This is a genomic window from Streptomyces sp. Ac-502, from assembly GCF_045222935.1.
Classification (GTDB): Bacteria; Actinomycetota; Actinomycetes; order Streptomycetales; family Streptomycetaceae; genus Streptomyces; species Streptomyces monomycini.
In genome coordinates this window covers 1,731,271-1,751,878 of record NZ_JBHFFO010000001.1, presented here as the reverse complement: position 1 = coordinate 1,751,878, position 20,608 = coordinate 1,731,271, and the positions used below count along the sequence as shown (strand labels likewise).

The 20,608-nt window shown below is 68.6% G+C and carries 16 protein-coding genes and 4 pseudogenes; 7 read left to right on the top strand and 13 right to left on the bottom strand.

Annotated elements, in window-relative coordinates:
• Positions 1–180: 180 nt before the first annotated feature.
• Both ACEXOX_RS07800 and ACEXOX_RS07795 read right to left on the bottom strand, forming a co-directional pair.
• A complete protein-coding gene (locus ACEXOX_RS07800) occupies positions 181–801 on the bottom strand; it encodes a TetR/AcrR family transcriptional regulator (protein ID WP_406519690.1) in 621 nt (206 codons plus the stop codon).
• Between the two features lie 780 nt (positions 802–1,581).
• Positions 1,582–2,133 (bottom strand): diacylglycerol/lipid kinase family protein, encoded by a 552-nt coding sequence (locus ACEXOX_RS07795; RefSeq protein WP_406519689.1) that lies wholly within the window; start codon positions 2,131–2,133, stop codon positions 1,582–1,584.
• A 331-nt stretch (positions 2,134–2,464) separates the two neighbouring features.
• Between ACEXOX_RS07795 and ACEXOX_RS07790 the strand changes: the two genes are divergently transcribed.
• From ACEXOX_RS07790 to ACEXOX_RS07780, 3 genes are read left to right on the top strand one after another with little or no spacing between them, the layout of a single operon-like run.
• The gene (locus tag ACEXOX_RS07790; protein ID WP_406519688.1) at positions 2,465–2,890 is read left to right on the top strand and encodes a TetR/AcrR family transcriptional regulator; all 426 of its coding nucleotides are present in this window, start codon (positions 2,465–2,467) and stop codon (positions 2,888–2,890) included.
• On the top strand, positions 2,887–3,246 hold the full coding sequence (locus ACEXOX_RS07785; RefSeq protein ID WP_406519687.1) for a DMT family transporter: 360 nt from the start codon (positions 2,887–2,889) through the stop codon (positions 3,244–3,246). Before ACEXOX_RS07790 ends, ACEXOX_RS07785 begins: the two co-directional genes overlap by 4 nt.
• Complete coding sequence (locus ACEXOX_RS07780) at positions 3,243–3,566, top strand: DMT family transporter (protein ID WP_406519686.1); 324 nt, start codon at positions 3,243–3,245, stop codon at positions 3,564–3,566. Before ACEXOX_RS07785 ends, ACEXOX_RS07780 begins: the two co-directional genes overlap by 4 nt.
• Before the next feature lie 195 nt (positions 3,567–3,761).
• Here ACEXOX_RS07780 and ACEXOX_RS07775 read toward each other — a convergent pair whose 3' ends face one another.
• The 6 genes from ACEXOX_RS07775 to ACEXOX_RS07750 all read right to left on the bottom strand — a co-directional run bounded on the left by ACEXOX_RS07775 (position 3,762) and on the right by ACEXOX_RS07750 (position 10,875).
• Positions 3,762–6,410: an aminotransferase class I/II-fold pyridoxal phosphate-dependent enzyme gene (locus ACEXOX_RS07775; protein ID WP_406519685.1), complete on the bottom strand. Its 2,649-nt coding sequence runs from the start codon at positions 6,408–6,410 to the stop codon at positions 3,762–3,764.
• A gap of 724 nt (positions 6,411–7,134) precedes the next feature.
• A complete protein-coding gene (locus tag ACEXOX_RS07770) occupies positions 7,135–7,545 on the bottom strand; it encodes a hypothetical protein (RefSeq protein WP_406519684.1) in 411 nt (136 codons plus the stop codon).
• Positions 7,539–8,474 (bottom strand): diacylglycerol/lipid kinase family protein, encoded by a 936-nt coding sequence (locus ACEXOX_RS07765; protein WP_406519683.1) that lies wholly within the window; start codon positions 8,472–8,474, stop codon positions 7,539–7,541. Before ACEXOX_RS07765 ends, ACEXOX_RS07770 begins: the two co-directional genes overlap by 7 nt.
• 122 nt (positions 8,475–8,596) lie before the next feature.
• Positions 8,597–9,505 carry an MBL fold metallo-hydrolase gene (locus ACEXOX_RS07760; RefSeq protein WP_406519682.1) on the bottom strand — a complete coding sequence of 303 codons (909 nt, stop codon included), beginning with the start codon at positions 9,503–9,505 and terminating at the stop codon, positions 8,597–8,599.
• 79 nt (positions 9,506–9,584) lie between these two features.
• Positions 9,585–9,989, bottom strand: a complete 405-nt coding sequence (locus ACEXOX_RS07755; RefSeq protein ID WP_406519681.1) for a RidA family protein — start codon at positions 9,987–9,989, stop codon at positions 9,585–9,587.
• A 46-nt stretch (positions 9,990–10,035) separates the two neighbouring features.
• Positions 10,036–10,875: a phytanoyl-CoA dioxygenase family protein gene (locus tag ACEXOX_RS07750; protein ID WP_406519680.1), complete on the bottom strand. Its 840-nt coding sequence runs from the start codon at positions 10,873–10,875 to the stop codon at positions 10,036–10,038.
• A 126-nt stretch (positions 10,876–11,001) separates the two neighbouring features.
• Here ACEXOX_RS07750 and ACEXOX_RS07745 point away from each other — a divergent pair, with 126 nt between their 5' ends.
• Positions 11,002–11,655 (top strand): TetR/AcrR family transcriptional regulator, encoded by a 654-nt coding sequence (locus tag ACEXOX_RS07745; RefSeq protein ID WP_406519679.1) that lies wholly within the window; start codon positions 11,002–11,004, stop codon positions 11,653–11,655.
• A 129-nt stretch (positions 11,656–11,784) separates the two neighbouring features.
• A pseudogene (locus tag ACEXOX_RS07740) lies at positions 11,785–12,132 on the top strand (transposase); the annotation flags it as partial.
• Between the two features lie 14 nt (positions 12,133–12,146).
• On the opposite strand, the pseudogene ACEXOX_RS07735 reads toward ACEXOX_RS07740, so the two are convergent.
• A pseudogene (locus tag ACEXOX_RS07735) lies at positions 12,147–13,837 on the bottom strand (IS4 family transposase).
• Between the two features lie 142 nt (positions 13,838–13,979).
• On the opposite strand from ACEXOX_RS07735, the pseudogene ACEXOX_RS07730 reads away from it, so the two are divergent.
• A pseudogene (locus ACEXOX_RS07730) lies at positions 13,980–14,441 on the top strand (IS5 family transposase); the annotation flags it as partial.
• A 173-nt stretch (positions 14,442–14,614) separates the two neighbouring features.
• Here the strand turns inward: ACEXOX_RS07730 and ACEXOX_RS07725 are convergent.
• From ACEXOX_RS07725 to ACEXOX_RS07710, 4 genes are all read right to left on the bottom strand, one after another.
• On the bottom strand, positions 14,615–15,799 hold the full coding sequence (locus tag ACEXOX_RS07725) for an IS701 family transposase (RefSeq protein ID WP_406518361.1): 1,185 nt from the start codon (positions 15,797–15,799) through the stop codon (positions 14,615–14,617).
• Positions 15,800–15,876: 77 nt separating this feature from the next.
• On the bottom strand, positions 15,877–17,475 hold the full coding sequence (locus ACEXOX_RS07720; RefSeq protein ID WP_406519678.1) for a PHA/PHB synthase family protein: 1,599 nt from the start codon (positions 17,473–17,475) through the stop codon (positions 15,877–15,879).
• Positions 17,472–17,840: an alpha/beta fold hydrolase gene (locus tag ACEXOX_RS07715; RefSeq protein ID WP_406519677.1), complete on the bottom strand. Its 369-nt coding sequence runs from the start codon at positions 17,838–17,840 to the stop codon at positions 17,472–17,474. Before ACEXOX_RS07715 ends, ACEXOX_RS07720 begins: the two co-directional genes overlap by 4 nt.
• Positions 17,841–17,887: 47 nt before the next feature.
• Positions 17,888–18,397, bottom strand: coding sequence for an alpha/beta fold hydrolase (locus tag ACEXOX_RS07710; RefSeq protein ID WP_406519676.1), 510 nt, complete (start codon positions 18,395–18,397; stop codon positions 17,888–17,890).
• 500 nt (positions 18,398–18,897) lie between these two features.
• Between ACEXOX_RS07710 and ACEXOX_RS07705 the strand changes: the two are divergent.
• Positions 18,898–20,591: pseudogene (locus ACEXOX_RS07705) on the top strand (long-chain-fatty-acid--CoA ligase).
• The last annotated feature ends 17 nt before the right edge of the window (positions 20,592–20,608 follow it).

Below are 20,608 nucleotides of genomic sequence, written 5' to 3'. Positions count from 1 at the left end.
CTGGCGCAAGGGCGACCTCTTCTGACGGTGGACTGCCGGCCCCATGATCTTGAAGACATGCCAGCGGCGGGCACCCCTGCGGGTGACGCCGTAGAACGTGTCGCCTTGCAGGCCGGGCCAGCCCCTCTCACAACTGCCTGCGACGGCGGAAGCTAGGAACGCACTCCCCTGCGAACCCTGTCAGGAGTACGACTCCAGATACGCGGTGATGAGGCGCCGTGCTTCGTCGATCGTTGCGCCGTCGCCATGTGGTGTGCGGCGGAAAGCCACGTCGAAGAGGCGATTGCCCACCTCGAAGCAGAGCTGTACGGCGAGCCGCGGAGTGTCGGCGGAGGCGAGGCCGCGGTTGAGGAGATGGCGCCACAGGCGCTCCGCCTGTACGTCGTCGAAGGACCGCACCAGCTCGACGAGCATCTGGTGGCGGCCCGTGAACCACAGCTCGGTGCAGCTCCGATGGGCACGGTAGTAGTCGCACAGGACGTCGATCATCACGTCGACCGCCTCGCGCAGCGTCTGAGCGTCGGGCTTCTCCAGCGTGGCCGTGATGCGCGAGTCGAGCTCGGTCATGTGCCGCCGAAGAAGCTCGGCCTCGACCTGATGCCGGTCGGGGAAGTAGTGGTACATCGACGCGGTCGGGATGCCTGCGCGCTCGCCGATCGCCTTGAGCGTGGCGGCCTCATAGCCCTGCTCGGCGAGCAAGACCTCGGCTGCGTCGAGGATCGCGCGCCGTCGCTCCCGGCCACGGCGCTGGACGCCGGACGTACGTTTCTGCCCCCGGTTTGCTGCACTGCTCTCGAACACGATTCGACATCGTATCAATCGCTTCCCCGGCCAGCCCGATATCTCCGACCTGGGGCAGTGCACCGGTGCCACTCCGCGGCGTGCGGTTCGCAGGACCAGAAGAGCCATCATCAGGGCTCCTTGCCTCGGGCGACGAGCTCGTCCTCGTTACTTCAGGCTCGCGAGAACCGCCCTCGCCGCGTTCTCACCCGACGTTGCCGCATCAGCGAGGGAAGGCATGTCGAGCTGGTAGTCGCCGGCCAGAGGGATCGGCCCGAGAGGATTTGCAAGGTCGGCAAGGTCTCCCGTCCTCCCGGCCCCCAGAACGGCACCACACGGTGGTGGCGTCGCACGATTCCCTCCCCGACCCTGCCTTCGAGCTGTGGGTGGAGCGTGAGCAGATCCTTGGTCAACCGAGCGGTGATTCCGCCGATCATTGAGCACTCCCGTACCGTGGCGGCGCTCGCGAAGCCGAGGAGCGCGCCCGCGGCCACGTCCCCGGGGTAGTGCACGCCGGTGTGGACGCGGGAGGACCCGACAGCGAGCTGTCAGGCGGCCGAGCGGCGGCCCGGCCATGGGTAGGACGGATCCGACGGGGGACGAGAACGCGCAGCGCGTGGCGGTGTACGGTGCAGACCACGGGCGGGGAATTGCTCAGCGCCTCGCCGTCCACGGCGACGGGCAGGGTGTCGGCTCCGGCGGCGATCTCGACCCGGACACCGATCACACCGAGTTTCCCGCGGTCGAGCTTGGGCCTGAGGCCCTGGGCCATCGGATCGGGGGTGGCTTAGGGGTTGTTGCTCACCAGGACCGCTTGCTGTCCGGTGAGCCGTTTCTGACCGGCCCTCGCGTGGACCCGCCCGCCTCTTGGAGCAGTTCGGGCAGCAGGCCGAGGGCGGTCTCCGCTCTCGTGTCGCGGTACTCCGGCCGCTGGACTGTATCCGCGTACGCCCCGAAGGACACGGTGTTGACGTACGGCCGCCCATGGGCCGAGCCCAGGTCGACCCGGATTTCCTCGCCGTCGGTCAGGGCGTCGAGGCAACGGGCGGGGTCCGCGCGGTCGAGGCCGAGGTCCGCGGCGAAGTGATTGCGCGTCCCGGCGGAGATCACCAGAAAGGACAGGTCATGCTCGGCGACCACCGCGGCGACCAGCGCCTGAGCGCCTAGCTGCTCGGCCCGCTCCATGAGCCCGAAGAGCACGGCCACCCCGTCCAGCGCAAGGGGCACGAGTGCGTGGACCCACGCCCCCTCACTGCTGTAGTGGACCAGCACCGCCACGGGCACACCGACCGCGAGGATTGCGCCGCACACCTGGAGCGCTCCACGGCGGGCCACCAGCCACCACAGGTTCACGGCGAGCCCGACGATGCCGCAAGCGGACGGACTTGTTGGCCAGGAAGAACTCCGAGTCCCCAGCGCTTCCCGCCGCCCACCGGCTCGGGTTCAACGGCCCGGGGAGCCCGGCTACTTGGAAATACGCCCTTCCGCCGGGGACCGGGGTGCGTGCGCGGTTTCCCGCCGTTGGCCCCGCAAGGACTTTACCTTCCGGATGGTAAAGTTCCGGCATGGTGAGTACCACGAAGGACCGGATTCTGGACGGCGCCCTTGGGCTGCTCCGGGTCGAGGGGGCGCGATCACCCTGGACGCCACTGCCAAGCAGGTGGGGCTGACCAAACCGGGGTTGATGTACCACTTTCCGACCAAGGAAGCCTTGATGCTGGGCGTCGTCGATCACGTCGCCGGGCGCTGGGAGGCGTTGTTGCGGGGCCGTCTCGGACAGTCGCCCGAAGCGGCCTCGCCGCATCAGCGGATCCGTGCCTACCTTGAGGTGGCGCTGAACGGGCGGTTCGACCGTGCGGACTACGCGATCTACACCAACGCCCTGTACCGCCAGGTCCTGACCGCGACCTGGGTCCGGCGCCTGGAGCCCTGGCTCACGCTGCCCGGCTCCCTCCCGGGACCGGTCCGCGCCCGACTCACCGCCGCGCGGTTGCTGGCTGACGCGTACTGGGCCGCTGCGGCCACCGGCGTCTTCCCCGTCCCGGACCGCGACCGCGCCGAACTGCTGACCGTTGCCGAAACGCTCCTGAAGGACGAGATGCCCCGATGAAGAAATGGCTGTTGCTCGCCGCGGCGATCCTGCTGGAAGTCACCGCCACGCTGGCCTTGCGGGCCGCCATGGACCACCCCGCCTGGTACCCCCTCGTGATCGCCGGGTACGTCGGCTCCTTCTCTTCCCTTTCCGGCGTCCTACGGGCAGGCATGGAACTGGGGGTCGCGTACGGGCTCTGGGGTGCCTGCGGCGTCGCCCTGACCGCCCTGCTCGCCGGTGTCGTCTTCGGCGACGCGCTGACCGTGACGACGGGCGTGGGGATCGTCCTGGTCATCGCCGGTGTGCTGTGCGTGGAGCTCGGGCTCCAAGCCGCCCGGGCCCGTCGGCTCCGCACGGAAGAAGCGACACGATGAACTGGGTCTTCCTCGCCTGCGGGATCCTGTCCGGGCTCTCCGGCACGCTGTCGCTGCGGATGGCCTCACACGGCGGCACCAAGAAGTGGTACATCGCCGTCTGCACCGGCTACGTGCTCGCCTTCTCCTTCCTGACGCTGGCCCTGCAGCACGGCATGCCCCTCGGGGCCGCTTACGGCATTTGGGCTGCCAGCGGCATCGCCCTGGCAGCCCTCGCTGCCCGCGTCCTGTTCCGCGAACCCCTCACCAAGGTCATGGGGTTGGGTATCGGCCTGATCGTCGCCGGCGTCCTGTGCATCGAAAACGGCGCCGTCCATTGACCAGCCCGCCCAAGGGGGCGGTGCGGCGCTGCACCGCCCCTTCCTCGGGTGAGTGCACGGCCGGGCTGCGCTCAGCCTCCGCCACCCCTACCGGAGGCTCGCCAAGGATCAAACCGCGGAAGACCTCGCCGCCATCACTCTGTCCGCGATCTTCGGGCTGTAGCCGGGCGGCACCAGCCGCCACCGCCGCCGGTCTCAGCCGACGTCTCCTGCCAGCGCGGATTGAACGAACACCCGGTATCCGCATTCCGGGTCGAACCCGTGGATCTCCTTGGTGTCCAAGGCGTCCATGAAGTCGAGGATGTCCTCGCTGAATTCCTGACCCGGTACCAGGATCGGAAAGCCGGGCGGATACGGTGTGACGAAGATCGCCGATACGACCGGCTGCCCGGTGTCTACCCGGCGCCGTGCCTCTTCGGAGGACACGAACTCGCACAGTTCTTCCCGATACGCCATGTAGTACGCCTTGCGCATGTCCCCGTCCGCCGCTTCGCCGGCGGACTCGGCGCGGAACGTGTCGTGGAACCGCGAGAAATTCGGCAGCGGCGGATGATCGTGACTGAGCGCATCGATCCGCCGGTCGCGCGCCCGTTTCTTCTCGGGCGCCAACTGCCCGGCCTCAGTCTCCAATTCCTCCGCGATGCCGATGAGCGCTCGGAGCAGGTGTGCGGCGGCAGTTCGGGGCGTGCCGATGTTCGTCATCGCCAGTACCGTATTGCGCGTGGTCTTGTTGACCTGGATGCCCCAGCGGTCCATCAGCTGAACGTGTTTGAACGTGTCGCCGTCGATGCCCGTCGCGGAGATCTCAAGGGTCATCCGGCAGGGGTCGAGGACGAACTCGTCCGTGTTCCACGCCTTTTCCATAGCCGCCGGCCCGGCATGCAACGGGCACGGTCCGCCCTCCTGGCGGTACTGGTCCGGGATCAGTTCGCTGCTGTCGAGCACCCGGAAGTACTTCGACAGCAGCGGGTGCCCGGCGATCTGGTCGCGCAGCGACATCGCCAGTTCGACCTGGCGCGACACCAGCTCGAACCCCTCCAGTTCGACCTGCCGCCGGCCGACGTCGAGGGACGCCAGCACCTGATAGTTCGGAGAAGTCGAGGTATGCGTCATATATGCCTCGTGAAATGCCTCCTCGTTCCGCCGGCTGAAGTCGTCGTCATGTACGTGGATCATCGACCCCTGACGCAACGAGGTCAGGGTCTTGTGCGTCGACTGTGTGGCGTACGCGCGGATCCTGGCCTTGTCCGGGTCCGGAAGCAGCCGCTCACGTACCAGCTCGTCGTCGGACATGCCTCGAATGCGCTGGAGATGCCGCCGGTACTCGGCCCGGTATGCAGCCGTGCCGATACGTTCGGCCAGCCGGGCCGCAGCGGCCATCGCGGTCCGCCGCCGGTATACGGGGTGGAAGCGGGCGAAGGCGAACCACGCCTCATCCCACAGGAACACCAGGTCGGGGTTGATCGCGAGGCACTCGGCCATCACCCGTTCCACGTCGTACACGACGCCGTCGAAGGTGCAATTGGTGAGCGAGATCAGTGAGACCTGGTCGAGCCTGCCTTCTCGCCGGTATGTCAGCAGCGTCCGTTTGATGTCGGCCAGCGGAATCGCGCCGTACATGGAGAACGCGTCGTTCGAATAGCTGTCGAGGTAGGCGACGTGGGAACCGGCGAGCACCTGCGCGTAGTGATGCGACTTATGGCAGTTGCGATCGACCATCACGACGTCGCCCGGCGCCACCAACGACTGCGTGACGATTTTGTTCGCGGTGGACGTCCCGTTGGTCACGAAGTAGGTCCGTCGCGCGCCGAAGGCGCGGGCGGCCAGCTCCTGCGCCTCCTTGATCGCACCATGCGGTTCCAGCAGCGAGTCCAGCCCGCCCGCCGTCGCCGACGTCTCCGCCAGGAAGATGTTCAGCCCGTAGAAGTCGCACATGTCGTGGATCCACTGCGAGCGGACCACCGAGTTCCCACGGGAGACCGGCAGCGCGTGGAACACCCCGCTCGGCTTGCGCGCGTACTCCACCAGGGCCGAATAGAACGGCGTCCGATAACGCCGGGCGACACCGCGCAGAATCGTCAGGTGCAGGTCCAGGACGTCCTCCTGCTGGAGGAACACCGAGTCGAACTCGCGCCCGATCTGCGTCGCGAGCTGCTCGATCGAGGCCTGCTCGACCAGATAGAGGTCCAGCTCGGGCCGTTCCTCGCGGACCCGGCGTGCGAGCGCACTGGTCCGGTCCGCCACAGTGAGGCAGTCGAGATCCGGCGGCCCGGCCGGAGGCAGCAGTTCCCGCAACAGCGCCAGATCGAAGTCCGACCGGGTGTGAAAGTCGGGCCGGGCCACGACCGCCTGAATCCATGGGTTGACCAGGATCGCCACCATCGCGTCGACGAAACTCGACACCGCGATCACGTCGTACACGAACGCGTCCTCACGGCGGCGCGACGCGCGCAGCCCGCTGAGGATCTGCTCCTCCTCGGCCTCCGAAAGATCGGCGACCACCAACACGTCGAACCGCGGACGGCGGTCGGCATCGGCGCCCGACTCCTGCGAATCCATCGCCGCGACCGTCGAGACCGCCACGTCGGCGATCAGCCCCCGACCGATCCGCGCCGCCGTCCGGCTCAGCTCGGCGTACGACTCCTCCGACGCCAGCGCTCGCAGCGTCTGCGCCACTTCCGGCCCCGGGTAGCTGTAGTAGTGCGTGAGCACATCGACATCCGCCAGATTCTCGTCGAGGACGCCCACTGCATCGGCGCGCCCGGCGGAGTCGGGCGTGGCCAGCGACAGCCTGCGTGCGACATCCGAAATCGACCACCAGAGATCGGTCTGCAACTGGGCCACGCTGTTGTAGGCGGACACCCGCCGCCCGGGCCCGACCCGATCGGTTGTCCGCGCTGCGGATTCGCCGGGCTCCGTGGACGTTTCCATAATCGACTCCGTAATCCGGGACATTTATGGTCAGGCTAGGGCTAAGCCCGGATGCCTGCCCTTGGACCCCGCCGGACGCGCTGCCCGCCGCGGCCGTACGAGCGCGGCCCGTCTCCCGCGGCTCTGTCTCTTCGCTGCCGGCGAGCCCCGAGGCAGAGCAGAAGTGATCCCGTCGACGCACGGCTCGCCTTACACCGAGTCGACCGGCCGCGTGTGCCGGCAGCCCACAAGTCCCGCGTTTCCCGCTCGCCTGCTCCGTCCCGAGCCGGAACGATGTCGTCCGGCACGAGGAGAACGCCGCCGCGGTTCGTAAGGCCACACCCTCCCAGCCAGCACCGTTGCGCCCACTCCGGCCCAGCGTCGACGCCGGGCCGGCCCGGCGGAAACCGGAAGTTCAGGATGGGCACGTACCTGCAGCCCGCCCGACGAGAAACCGTGAGACCCGCCCGCCGACCACCGTTCACCCGAGCCGCCACGGGCGAGCACCCTGACTGAGCCAGGCGCGCAAGTGACTCACTTCGCCCTGCCGGGGGCACTTCGGAAATCACTCCCGGCCAGCGGATACGCGGGATGGGAGTTTTTGCGTGCGTGCCATGAGGTCCCGGGCCCTGTCGCGGCGGGATCGGCGATGTTCCGGTCAGGCGCGGTGCCTCCCTCTGGGGGCTCGCGTCGTGCGGTTGAGTGCGAGGTCGATGAGGCGGCGCACGGTTACGGGCGGCACGGGGGCGGTGTTGGTGGGGCGGTCGCGCGGGAGGAGGATTCGCAGAGTGGCCGCGCGCAGGGAGCAGGTCACCGGTGGGGGCAGGCGCAGGGATTCGCCGTCCACGGCTACGGGGATTTCGGGCGCGTCGGAGGTGACCTCGACGTGGTGGGCGGTGGTGACAGTCAGGCCCGTGGACTGGGAGCCGCGTACGGCCAGGTCGGCGGCGTGGGCGGCGTCTTCTACGCGAATTCCGAGTACGCCGAGTTCGCCGGTGTCGAGGCGGGGGCGGCGGTCGCCGTCGGTGAGGCCATCGGGGGAGGCGTACGGGTTGTTGCTGATCAGCAATGCCTGCTGGGGGGCGAGGGGGTGCCGTCGATGCGGGCCTCGATCCACCGGGTCTCCTCGCCGGTCAGCAGGCCCGGCATGAGGTCCAGCGCCGTGCCGGCCTTGGCGTCGCGGTACTCGGGTCGTTGGACGATATCGGCGTACACGCCGAATGACACGGTGTTGACGAAGGCCCGGCCGCTGACATCGCCGAGGTCGACCCGGATTTCCTCGCCGCCGGTGAGCGCGTCGAGGCAGCGGGACGGGTCGGAACGGTCCAGGCCGAGGTCCATGGCGAAGTGGTTGCGGGTGCCGGCGCAGACGACGAGGAAGGGCAGGTCGTGTTCGGCGGACACCGCCGCGACCAGCGCCTGTGTGCCGTCGCCGCCCGCGACGCCGAGCAGGTCGGCGCCCTCGGCCACGGCCTGGCGGGCCAGCTCGGCGGCATCGCTGTGAACGGCAGGGTCGAGCAGGATGACCTGGGCGCCGAGTTCCTCGGCGCGTTCCACGAGCGTGAAGCGGCCGACCTTTCCGCCGCCGGATTTCGGGTTCATGATGAGCACCGGCCGCTGCGGCCGGTGTGCGGGAGCCGCACGCCTCGATGACCGCGGCAGCGAGCGGCGCAACGCCGCCCGGCCGCAGGCCAGGGCCGCGCCCCAGCACACGCCCAGTACCAGCGCCGTCCGCCACAGACCGTCCTGGATGTAGAGCAGCACCACTCCGACGGGCGCGGCGACGGCGACGAGCGCCCCGGCCAGCCGCGCCGTGCCGCGGTGAGCCAGGAACCACCAGACGCCCACGGCACAGACGATCACCCCGAGGAGCTCGGCGCCGACGACCAGCAGCCCGCCTTCCGTGATCGCGAGCAGCAGCACCAGGGTGCCGATCGCCGCCAGTAGCGCGCAGCGAGCGAGCAGCCGTGCCATCGCGCTGCCCGCGGGCTCCCTCACCGCGTCCCGGCTGTGTCCTTCTTCCACGTCATGCTCGCCCTCTCGGCCCGGCTCGTGGCACCAGCCTGCACGTTCTCGTGGCGGAGGGCGTCCTGGCCGGGCCGTATGGGGGAGCGCGGAGCCTACGTCGCACGAAACCGCCCCTCCTTCACCTCGACGACCCGGCCCTCGCTCGTCAACCGGTCCAGGTGCTGCGCCGCCGTCCTGCGCTCTACGGGCCTTACCTGCGGACCTTCGATGTGGGAGCGGTAGACCAGCCGGTGCTCGACGATTTCCTCGACGCTGCGCGGCTCGCGGAGGAACGCGAGGAGTTCCGCTTCCCGCTTCTCCACCACGCCGGCGTACGCGTCGATCCGGCGCCGGAACTCCGCGGTGCCCTCGATCACGCCCTTCTGATGAAACGTTCCGTACCAGCGCGCGTCGATCTCGCGGCACCGGCGCATCGACGCCTCGAAGTCGGCGAGGCTGCTGCCGACGTCCCCGTAGTACGGGCCGAACGACGTGAGGTCGACGTCCGCGATGAACAGGAACCCGTCCGGTTCGATCAGGAAGCCGCTGTGGCCCGCGGTATGGCCGGGGAGGTGCACGACAGTCACGGTGCGCCCACCGAGATCGAACACGGCGCCGTCGTCGAACCCCGTCGCATCCGGACGCCCCCGCACGTGGAAGTGGTCCAGCAGCGCCTGGTCGGCCTCGGCCGCCGCGTCCCGCGGCAGCCCGTACCCGGCGACCATCGCCTCGCGGGAGCGCAGCGCGTCGAGGTCGGCGGTGTGGATATGGACCGGTACGTCGTAGCCGCCGAGGCCGGCGATGTGGTCCTCGTGCGCGTGGCTGACGAGGACCGCGTCGGCCGCCGGCGGCGTTGCTGCTGCGAGCGACAGCGAGGGGTCGACGACCAGTGTGGCCTCCGAGCCCCGTACGAGCAGTGAGTTTCCGTACGGGTAGGCGCCGCGTGCCGCGCCGAGGAGCACGCTGACCGCGCCGTATTCGGCTGCCGCGTATCCCGAGGCGGACGTGAGCGGATCCACCACGTCCCTCGATCCGCTCCCCGCACCCGCACCCGCGTCGCGTGCGGAACGGGCACGGGGGCGGCGGGGTGCGGAGGCCGGATCAAGCATCACGGCTGCTGGCCATGGCGACGACTCGGATCTCGACCAGCAGTTCAGGGTGGGCCAGTTGGGTGATGCCGACGGCGGTCCAGGCCGGATACCGGTCGGGCAGGTACTCGTCCTTGACCTTGGTGAACTCCCCCATGTCGCCTCGGAGATCGGTGTGGTAAGTCGTCAGCTCGACGATGTCGGCCAGGCCGGCTCCCGCGGTTTCCAGAACGTTCTTCACGCCCTCGAAAGCGAGCCGGGTCTGAGTTTCCATGCCGACGGCGGGCCGCAGGGTGTCCCGGTCGATCCCCACTTGGCCCGATACCCAGATCAGGTCGCCGACGCGGGCCGCCTGCGAGAAGTGCAGCTGATCGTAAAGCGCCTGCGTGTCCGGCGGGTTGATGAGTTGACGTTTCATGTCACAGAACCCTTCGCCGTTGCTGTTACGGGAGTTGACGGTGCGGTCACAGGAGTTGGCGGAATACGGGCGAGCGGAAGGGAGCCCCCGGGTCCAGCTTCGCCATCTCCTCCACGAAGAGGATGCCGTTGCGGGCGTAGCGCTCGTTCACGGTCGGCAGGGGACGGAAGGTCGCGTCGTCGCCGAAGAAGCGCAGGACCAGCGTGTGCCGGTCCGGGCAACCGGCGTCGACGCCGGCCCCGCCGTGCAGCGAGCGGGGGTGCAGCACGAGGACGTCGCCGGGGTCGACCGCCCACGAGAGCACGTCATAGGGCACGTCATGGGTGTCGCGTCCGGCCGCGAGTTCGGCGTCGATATCCGGCAGGCGCGGCAGGACGCCGCCGCCGTGCAGCGGCTCGGTCGGGTCGTCGAGGTCGAAGGTGGTCCCGTCGTACTGGACGCCGCGGTGGGAGCCGCGGACGACCTCCAGCGAATTGTGCTTCGGTACGTGCTGGAAACTGATCCATGCGTTGCCCCAGTGCTCGCCCGCCCAGGGCAGATACGCGGTGTCCTGGTGCCAGCAGCTTCGGGCGCCCCGCCCGCCGGACTTGAGGAAGATCTCCTCGGCGAAGTACCAGACGTGCTCTGAGCCCCACAGCCCGGCGAACAGTTCGCCGAACGGCAGCGACGACACCATCGCGTCCAGTCGTTCCTTGGCGAGCGGGTTGGCGTTGTCCACGTGCGAGCGCCGCTCGGTCCCGTCGAACATCGTTGTCGCGTGCGGGCCGGGGTTCGCCACGGCCCAGTCGAACGCCTCGCGGCACCGCGCCAACTGCCCTTCGTCCAGGCAGTCCTCGATGAGGGCGGTGCCGTCTTCCCTGAACGCTTCCCGAACTGACTCATCCATCGGTGACTCTCCTTCAGGCTTTCAGGCGGGGAGACGCAAGAACGGTAGAAGACGACCGTCTTTTACACAACGATTGTTACGAAAAAGGTGTGCCAGAATCACGGACAACGGAAGGTGGCCCGACAAGTGAGCGGCGACAACGGGACCGAGCAGGCCGTACGACGCGGACGCCCCACCGGCGACCACGCCGCGAAACGCGCCGCGCTCCTGGAGGCAGCGGCATCGGTCATCGCGCGGGAGGGATACGCCAACGCCTCACTGCGCAAGGTGGCTCAGCGCGCGGGCTGCACGACCGGAGCGGTGACCTACTACTTCGCAAACAAGGAAGAACTCGTCACCGCGCTGGCCGAGAGCCGCTTCGACACGTACGACGCGATGCTCGCCGCCGCCCGGGAACGCGCCGACCTCAGAGGACTCCTGGAACGGTGGCTCGAACTGGTCACCAGCGACCCCGACTTCTGGCCCGTCATGTCCCAGCTGCTCGCCCACGCCCGGTATGAACCATCCTTCGCCGCCCTCATCCAGCGGCGCTACGCCCGCTACCGCCAGGCACACGCCGCGGCCCTCGCCGCCGGCCAGGCCCGCGGCGCCGTCCGCGACGACATCCCCGCCGACCTGCTCGCCGACCAGCTCAGCGCCATGGGCGACGGCTGGATGATGATGCACCCCTTCGAACCCGAACGGTTCACCGCCGACCGCATCCGGGCCCTCATCGAGGCCGCCATCACCCTGGTCGCCCCCGGCCCGGGCCCGGGGCCCGGGCACGCGCGGAACGACTGACACGGGAGCCCGCGAACGGAGGTGACGGGCCCTCCCGGGCGCAGAGGGTGCCGAGACACAACCTCAGGAACTGGGCACCTTCCTACAGTAAGACGTCATCTCATTTGGGCGGTTCGGTAGGCTCTTGGCGTGGCGGGGATCGTTGAGCGGCTGGTGCCGGATGAGTTGTGGGAGTTGTTCCAGCGTGTGGTGCCGGAGGCGCCGTCGCGTCCGCAGGGCGGTGGGCGGCGCCGGCGCGGTGACCGGGAGGTGCTGGCGGCGATCGTGTTCGTGGCCACGTCGGGGTGTACGTGGCAGCAGTTGCCTTCCGCCTCGTTCGGACCGTCCGGGGCCACAGCTCACCGGCGTCTTGCGGAGTGGACGAAGGCGCGGGTATGGGCCAAGCTTCATCGCCTGGTCCTCGATGAGCTGGGCTCCCGCGGTGAGCTGGACTGGTCCCGGTGTGCGATCGACTCGGTGAACATGCGGGCCCTGAAAACAATGCCGCGTAGTTAAGCCCCTGTCGGCTTCGTCAATAGTGTCGGCGCCGGTGGTTGGGGCTGGTCCTGGTGGATCCACGACGCTGTGAGCATGTAGGTGCCGTGATCGGGTTTATGGAGGAGTCCTTCTCGGGCCCAGCGACTCAACTGAGCGCAAAGGCTGTGGAAGTTGGGGTACTGAAGGGCGTGGGCGATCTCGCGCACGCGCCATGTTCGGTATGGGTCGGTGCGCAGGAGTTGGAGCGTACGGTCTTTGGTGCCGGTCCTGGCCAGCGCGGCGCTGCGGGACCGCGAAGCTGTGTCCGTGCCTCCGGATGCGGTGTGCGTGTCGTGGGGGCGGTGGATGTTGATCGCCAGATGCGTGATGGTCTGGCTGTTCAACGGTCGGCATTCGGTTGGGCTGAGCGGGTAGCGCGACAGCGGGCACTTCACCCTGCGGGCGCTCATGCGTGGGCGACGGCTGGGGAGCAAGGCGGTCAGGACGGCGTTCGTGAGGACGCCGGCCGTGTCGGCAGGTTCGGTGGGCAGGATGCCGGCAGCGGTGATCACCTGATCGCGGGCGGCTTGGAGGGCAACAGTGAAGCTGGCCCGGTCCGGGTCTGTGCCCGGGGCGGATTCCGTGGCGTCCACCATGGCCCTGCGCAATAGCTGATAGAGCGTGAGGAGTGCCCACACCTCCTGTTCGAGTCCGGATGGGTCACAAGAGCGCAGTACTCGGCCGGTGAGCAGGGTGTGGCGTAGGGCGTAGAAGGCCGATTCGACTTCCCAGCGTTCGTGGTAGAGGCGCGCCAGGGCCTCGGCTGGGTCGGTGCGGTGGTCGAGCAGGGTGGTGGCCAGCCAGTAGTGGTCGCCGATGTGCTGTCCGTCGCTGGTCGTGACGGTGATGTGGGCTTCGATGATGCGGAGCTTGAGTTCGTTGAATCGGGTGAGGAAGGATCCGTCGGGCAGAGTGGCCAGCACGGCCGGGCGGCGGCGGGGGTTGAGACGGACCAGGAGTTGGGCGCCGGTGCCGGAGACGGAGGCGAGGAACGTGTCGGCATCGAAGCCGCGGTCGGCCAGCAACAGCATCTTGGGCGTCAGCAGTGGCATCAGCCGGGTGGCGTAAGCCATCTCGCCGGTTGCAGCCGGGCCGAAGACCGCGCCGAGCAGACCACGGGTCCCCGTTTCGCACAGGGCCATCAGGCGCAGCGCCGGGTAACCTGCCGTACCTCGGTGACGGCGGACCTTGTCCAGAAGGCCACGGATCTGCGGCTGGTCGGCGGCCTTGAGGGAGCTGCAGCCGTCGAAGGCGACGGTCCGCCACCGTCGGTAGCACACGCCGGGTGTCGTGGGCTGGGCCAGAGGGCCGGCCAGCACCTCGAACAGCTCTTTCATCGGCGCCGGACCGAGACGTCGGCGCAGATCCCGAAGGCTCTTTTCCGACGGGCGTGGCAGAGGGATTCCGTGCAGACCGGCGGTGAGCTTGTCCCACACCCGGGCGTATCCAAGGGTCGGGAACAAGCCCAGGGCTAGGAGGAAGTACACGCCGACCCGCGAGGGAGCTGCCGCAGCCGTTGCTGGACTCTACGCGTCCGCGCCAGCACGTCATCGACCAGCTCGAAGGGGATGTACGGAGTCAACTCGCCGAGATGACCGGGCGCGTAGACGCCTGCGGCGACTGTGACGGTACGGGTGAGCACCAAGGTGGCAGACTGACTGGACACGGGGCCTCTCGTAAGCGGAAGATCTTGGTCGGTCTCCCGGCTCTACCAGAGGCCCCGTTTGTTCATCGCCGCCCATCCCCAGCCATGGCGACAGAAGTTGACGAACCCGACCGGGGCTTAACTACGCGGCATTGGCCCTGAAAAGGGGGACCTGACGGGCCCGAATCCTGTAGACCGGGGCAAGTTCGGCTCGAAGATCCATTTGATCACCGATCGGACCGGTCTGCCCCTGTCCGTCGGCATCTCCGGGGCCAACCTGCACGACAGTCAGGCCCTGGTTTCCCTGGTCAAAGGCATACCGCCGATCCGCTCCCGCCGCGGACCCCGGCGACGCAAGCCGGGCAAGCTCCACGGTGACAAGGGCTACGACTACGACCACCTGCGTCGATGGTTACGCCGACGCGGAATCACCCACCGCATCGCCCGCAAAGGCATCGAGACCTCCAAGCGGCTCGGCCGTCACCGCTGGACCATCGAACGCACCATGTCCTGGCTCGCCGGCTGCCGCCGACTCCACCGACGCTACGAACGCAAAGCCGCACACTTCCTCGCCTTCACCAGCATCGCCTGCACCCTCATCTGCTACCGCAGACTCGCCAAATGAGATGACGTCTAATACTGCAACGGTGCTTGCCGTGACTGGTGGCCAGGATCAGGGGCTGTGCCCGCGTTGCTTGTAGTGACTGTTGCGGGCTTGGTGCTGGCGCCGTCGACGCCAGTGTGACCAGTACAGGATGTGCTCGGCCGGTGCCGGCCGGCGGTGGGTGAGTCGGTAGATCAGACGCCGGATTTCGGCAAGACTGAGGTGGATGAGCTGGGAGGATCCGTTTCTGCTTTCTCCGCATCCAGCTCACGGGCCCGCAGGACAGTCAGGCAGGCGTGGGCGGCCATGGCCAACGTCATGTGGCGGTGCCAGCCCGGGTAGCGGCGGACCTGGTAGTCGTCCAGCCCGCACTCCTGCTTCGCGCTCTGAAAACATTCCTCCACCGCCCATCGGCTCCCGGCGACGCGGATCAGCTCGTCGAGAGTGGTGCCGGCGGGGCAGTAGGCGATGTAGTAGGAGATTTCCTCGGGCCGGCTGACGCTGCGACGGGCGATCACCCAGTGCTGACGGTCCTCGCGGTGCCAGGGCCGCACCTCAACGCGGGCCCAGTCGAAGATCCGCCGTCCGTGGGCCCCCTCGCCGCAGGAGCGGCGTTTCCACTTCTGCCGCGGCAGGCCGGGGAACAGGTCGTGGACGGGGTGGTCGATGGCCCAGCGGGTGACGACGGTGTCGTGCCGGGTGGTGGCCATGACGTGAAAGACATCGGCCTGCTCGAGCTCGAAGCGCCAGCCCTTGCTGAAGCCGTAAGCGGCATCGGCCGTCACCCACCGAAACGGGAGCCGGTCGGCGATGGCCCGGCGGATCATCTCCTTGGCCATGGCCACCTTCGTCTCGAAGGCGACACTGTCGCCGATGCCCGCCCGCCGGCATCGCTCACGGTCATCCGTCCACGACGCGGGCAGATACAACCGCCGGTCGATCAACGTGCGTCCGCGGCCCGTCGCGTAGGCGAGGAAGACCCCGATCTGGGAGTTCTCGGTGCGTCCCGCGGTGCCGGAGTACTGCCGCTGGACCCCGGCCGAGCGGACGCCCTTCTTCAGGAAACCGGTGTCATCGACGATGAGCACGGCGTCCCGGTCGCCGAGGTGTTCCACGACGTAGTCACGTACGTCGCCCAGGACCTCGTCAGCATCCCACTCGATGCGGTTCAGCAGCCGGTGGATGCGATCGGGGCCGCCATAACCAGCCTCCTCCGCCAGCGTCCAGCCGTTCTTCCGCTCCAGCGGCGAGATCAGCCCGCGCATATAGGCCAGCGCCGACTGGCGCGGCTCCTCCCGGCTGAAGCGGTGCACGAACCGCCCATGCACCGCTTCAAGCTCACCCGCCCACAACCTGACATCAGCAAGGCCCCCACCCATAACCAGACCAACGACCCAACTGGCCACCAGTCACGGCAAGCACCGTTGCAGTACTAAGGCTCGCGATTTCGGGCGCATCACACTACGTCTCCAGGGCGGGGTGCCGCCGCGGAACAGACATACTTGCCCGGGGCAGGTGAGCTGGCCGGGTAGCTGTCGCTTCCGCAACGTCGCGCGAGCACCCGGTTTCCCGAGCGGGTGGCGAGCCAGCGGGTCCACGCTGCCCACCAGGACTCAGATCGGGGTGTGGCGGTGGCCAGCCAGTGCGCGGGGTCGGGTGGCAGTCGGGGTCCGTTGTGCCAGTAAGCTGCTTTGGGGCGGGGCGGGTTGACCACTGAGCCTACGTGGCCGGAGGGCACGAGGTGGAAGGCGGTTGTGCCGCCCAGTGCGCGGGCTCCTTGGTACACGGTCTGCCACGGCACGATGTGATCGCGGAGGCTGGCGACGGCGAAGACGTCCGCGGTCATGGTCGGCAGGTGGAGCTGTCTGCCGGCGAGGTGGAGTCGGCCGCGGGCGAGAAGGTTGCCTCCCATCAGGCGCATACTGTCGTCGAAAAGGGGCCGGGGGACGGCGATGCCATCCTGGCTCCAGGCCACAATGTCGAACGGTTCGGGGCGCTTGCCCTGCAGCCAGCCGCGGGCGAGGGGTTCCCACAGGGTGTCGCCGGCGCGCAGCAGGTCGAAGAAGTCACTGATGCGGTGGCTGTGGATGAGAGGGCCGCGGCCCATCAGCCATTTCGACATCAGGAGAAGTTGGGTGGCGCCCATCGGTTTGTCGGTGGCCGGGTCCGCGTAGTCCAGTCCGGCCATCAGCAGTGTCAGGGTAGCCGCGCGGCCTTCGTGGCCCGCGGCGAGCCAGGCGGCGAGTGCGCCGGCGAAGATTCCGCCCGCGCACAGGCCCACCAGGTGCGTCCGGTCTGTGGCGCAGATGTTCTCGACCACTTCCAGGGCCCGTAGGGGGACGTCGCGGAAGTAGTCCTCCAGTCCTGCCGTCGCCTGGCCGGGGCCGGGGTCACGGAGGCTGACGGTGAAGACGGTGAAGCCCTGGCGTACGGCCCACTCGACCAGGCTGCGGCCGGGAGCGAGGTCGTAAATGTAGTACTTGTTGACGAAGGCGGGCAGGAGCAGCAGTGGCACCTCGTGGACTTCTCGGGTCTGCGGCTCGTACTGCAGCAGTTCCATGAGGTGGTTGCGGTGGACGACGCGTCCGGGGGTGGCTGCCAGGTCCCGGCCCAGGGCGAAGGTTCCCGGGGACATCTTCGCCGGGTGCCCGCGGTTGTGGGCCAGGTCGTCGAGCAGGTTGCACGCTCCACGTGCGAGGCTCGCTCCGCGGCTGGTGAGCGCGGCGCGCAGGGTTGCCGGGTTGGTGAGCAGGAAGTTGCCGGGCGACAGCGCGTCGGTGACGCTCGTGGCGAGGAACTCGGCGGGTCTGCGCCAACTGTGCGGTACCGCCGGCATCGTTGCCGCTTGGAGCACGGTCCGGCGCCAGGCCAGGTATGCCTGCAGGAGGGCGCGGTGGTACGGGTTGGAGTTCCAGGCCGGTGCGTTGTGGCGGCGGTCGTCCGGCTCCGGGCGCACCGGCCAGGGGAGGGGGAGCCCTGCCTTGGCGGCCAGTTCGGTCAGTGCGGTGGACAGCTGCCTGGCCGGGGCCGTGACGGGGGTGGGGTGCGCGGTCACGTCGTGCGGTCCTCGGCTTGCGATCCGGCCCCGTTGTCCGTTGTGACCGGGGCGGCCCCCTGCGCCTGGTCTTCTTGGAGGAAGGGAGCTGCGACGGCCAGCAGAGCGTCCGGGGCTTCGATGGGGAGCAGGTGGCCTGCGAGAGGAATCAGGACGAGCCGCCCTTGGGGCAGGCGGTCGACGGCTCTGCGGGCCTGGAAGGCGGGCAGGATGGTGTCCTGCTTGCCCCATACGACCAGTGTCGGCATGGTCAGTTCGGGGAGCCGGTCCAGTACGAGGCATTCCTGGCCGCGCAGACTGGTGGCCTGGCGCACGGTGGCGAGGGCGGCGGTCAGGATCCCTGTGGAGGAGGCGGTCTGCCGCATCTTGGCGGCCCAGGGCTGGGGTATCCGCCAGGGGCGTGGTGATCCCGCTAGAGCCAGCCCCAGGACCAGGATCTCGGGGCCGCCGGGCAGCTTGGCGAGGAAGGGGAAGGCCGCGCCCAGGGGGTCGCCCCCATCAGAACGAAGGCCGGGTGGATGGCGCGGCCCATGCCTGATGCGCTGACCAGCACCATGCGGGGCACCCGGGCAGGTTCGGCGAGCGCCATTTCGGCGGCGACGCCACCGCCTTCCGAGTGACCCATGAGCGCGGGCCGCTCCAGCCCGATGGTGTCCGAGACGTCCCACATGAAGTTGGCGATGCCTGCGGGGCTGCTGTCCGGGATGGGACCGCTCGAACCGTATCCGGGCAGGTCCACCGCGACGACGCGGTGGCGGCCGGCCAGGGCCGCCAGGACGCTGTTCCAGTCGCCGGACGTCCCGCCGAGCCCGTGCAGAAGCAGCAGGGGAGGGCCGTCGCCGAGCTCCGCGTACGCCACCGGGGTGTCTCTGACGTAGATCGTCTGCTTCGGGGGTTCGATGGATATGCCCGACTCGTTCATGGGGCCTCCAGACCCGGCCAAGGGCAGCCGAAGAGGGCGCACCGCCGCCACGGGTGCGGGATGCGCGGGAATAGTGAAAAGGGTGCTGATGTGCAGTGGCAGCAGAAGGGGGATGTGGGATTTCTGCGGTGTGCAGCCGAGCAGTGGGCGGAGGAATCGCCTCCTCCAGCTTAGTCATCGTCCGCCGGGCGACAAGGGCGCGTGAGGACCGGTCGGGAAAGCAAATCCTGGAGGCAAATGAACGTGTCACATGCTCAGCTCAGATAGGGGAGGCAGATGTGCGTGTCCGGTTCTCGTCACGGCGATTCGGCGTCGTTGCGTGGTCGGGGCCCGCCCGTGCACAGTAAGGCGGAGGCAGGTTTCTTCCTGCAGCGCGACGTGGCCCACAGCCAGCGAAAACGTCCGGAGTTCTCCTCATTGTTTCCTCCGGCGTACATGCGAACGTCGGGCCCACCTGTGGCTCTCTCCCATAACAGTGTTTCACGCTCAGGAGGACCACCATGCACAGCACCATGCAGAGTGTCCCGCTCAGTGCTGCGCGCATTCTGCGACACAGCGCCGCCACCCACGGCAGCTCGGTTGTCGCGACATGGCGCGGTGACCGTTTCGAGCGCACCACCTACGGACAGATCGGCGAGCGGGCAGCCCGGCTGGCCCGCGCGCTGCGCGACGAACTGGGCGTGCGTACCGGTACCCGCCAGGAGGCGGATCAGAGCGTCGTCGGCACGCTCATGTGGAACAACAGCCGTCACCTGGAATTGTTTCTGGGAGTACCGGCGATGGGCGCGGTCCTGCACACGCTCAACGTGCGCATCACGACACAGCAACTCGCGTACATCATCAATCATGCGGCCGACGAAGTAATCGTGGCGGACGGCGGCCTCGTCGGCCTGCTCGGCGCGGCAATTCCGCATCTCTCCGGGAAACTCCGGCATATCATCGTCGCCGGCCCGGGCGATCGGGAAGCACTGTCGGGGTTCACCGGATTCGTGCACGAATACGAGGAGCTGATCGCCCAGCATCCGGCCGACTACCCGTGGGCCGACGAGCTGGACGAACACACCGCAGCGGCCATGTGCTACACCTCGGGCACCACTGGGGACCCCAAGGGCGTGGTCTACAGCCACCGTTCTCTGTACCTGCAGTCTCTGCACCTGGTCAGCCCGGACGGCTGGAACATGAGCGCCCGGGACACCGTTCTCCCGGTCGTGCCGATGTTCCACGTCAACGGCTGGGGACTTCCGCACTCGGCAGCCCACGTGGGCGCGGCCCTGCTCCTGCCCGACCGCCACCTGCAGCCGCAACCGCTGGCGCGCATGATCGAGCAAGGGCGTCCGACCTTCGCCGCCGGCGTTCCCACCGTCTGGACCGCCTTGTACCAGGAACTCGGCCGAGGGGGTACGACACCACGAGCCTCAAACGCGTCGCGACCGGTGGCTCGGCGTGCCCACCCACCCTGATGCGGGCCTACCGCGCGGAGTACGGTATCGACTTCGTGCACTCCTGGGGCATGACCGAGACCCTCGGCCTGGCCTCCGCCGCGGTGGCACCCGGCGGCCTCGACGACGAGGAGGAGGAGTGGTCCTACCGCAGCACACAAGGCAGGTTCCCGGCCTACGTCCAGTACCGATTATCCGGGCCCGACGGTGAACCTGTGCCCCACGACGGGGTCTCGACCGGCGAGCTGGAACTGCGCGGCCCCTCGATCACCGGGGCCTACCACGGGGGAGTCGGCGCGAACGCGGTGCGCCCGGAAAGCAGTTTCAGCCCGGACGGGTGGCTGCGGACCGGCGACATCGCACGGATATCCCCCGACGGCTTCCTTACGCTGACCGACCGTGCCAAAGACGTGATCAAGTCCGGCGGTGAATTCATCTCCAGCGTGGACTTGGAAAATCACCTCGTCGAGCACCCGGCCGTGTTCGAAGCCGCGGTGATCGCCATTCCCGACCTGCGCTGGGGAGAGCGTCCGCTGGCCGCTGTCGCCTTCTGCGACGGCGCACAGGCCGAGCTGCTGGAGCTGAGCGGCTTCCTGGCGAGCCGGATCAGCGCCTGGCAACTTCCCGAGCAGTGGGCGGTCATCCCGGCCGTCCCGAAAACACCCGTGGGGAAAATCGACAAAAAGCTTCTCCGGCAGCAGTACGCGGACAGCGCACTGCCGGTTGTCAAGGTGGAGCGCCCCTCCCGTGCGTAACGCGACCGGGAAGCCGA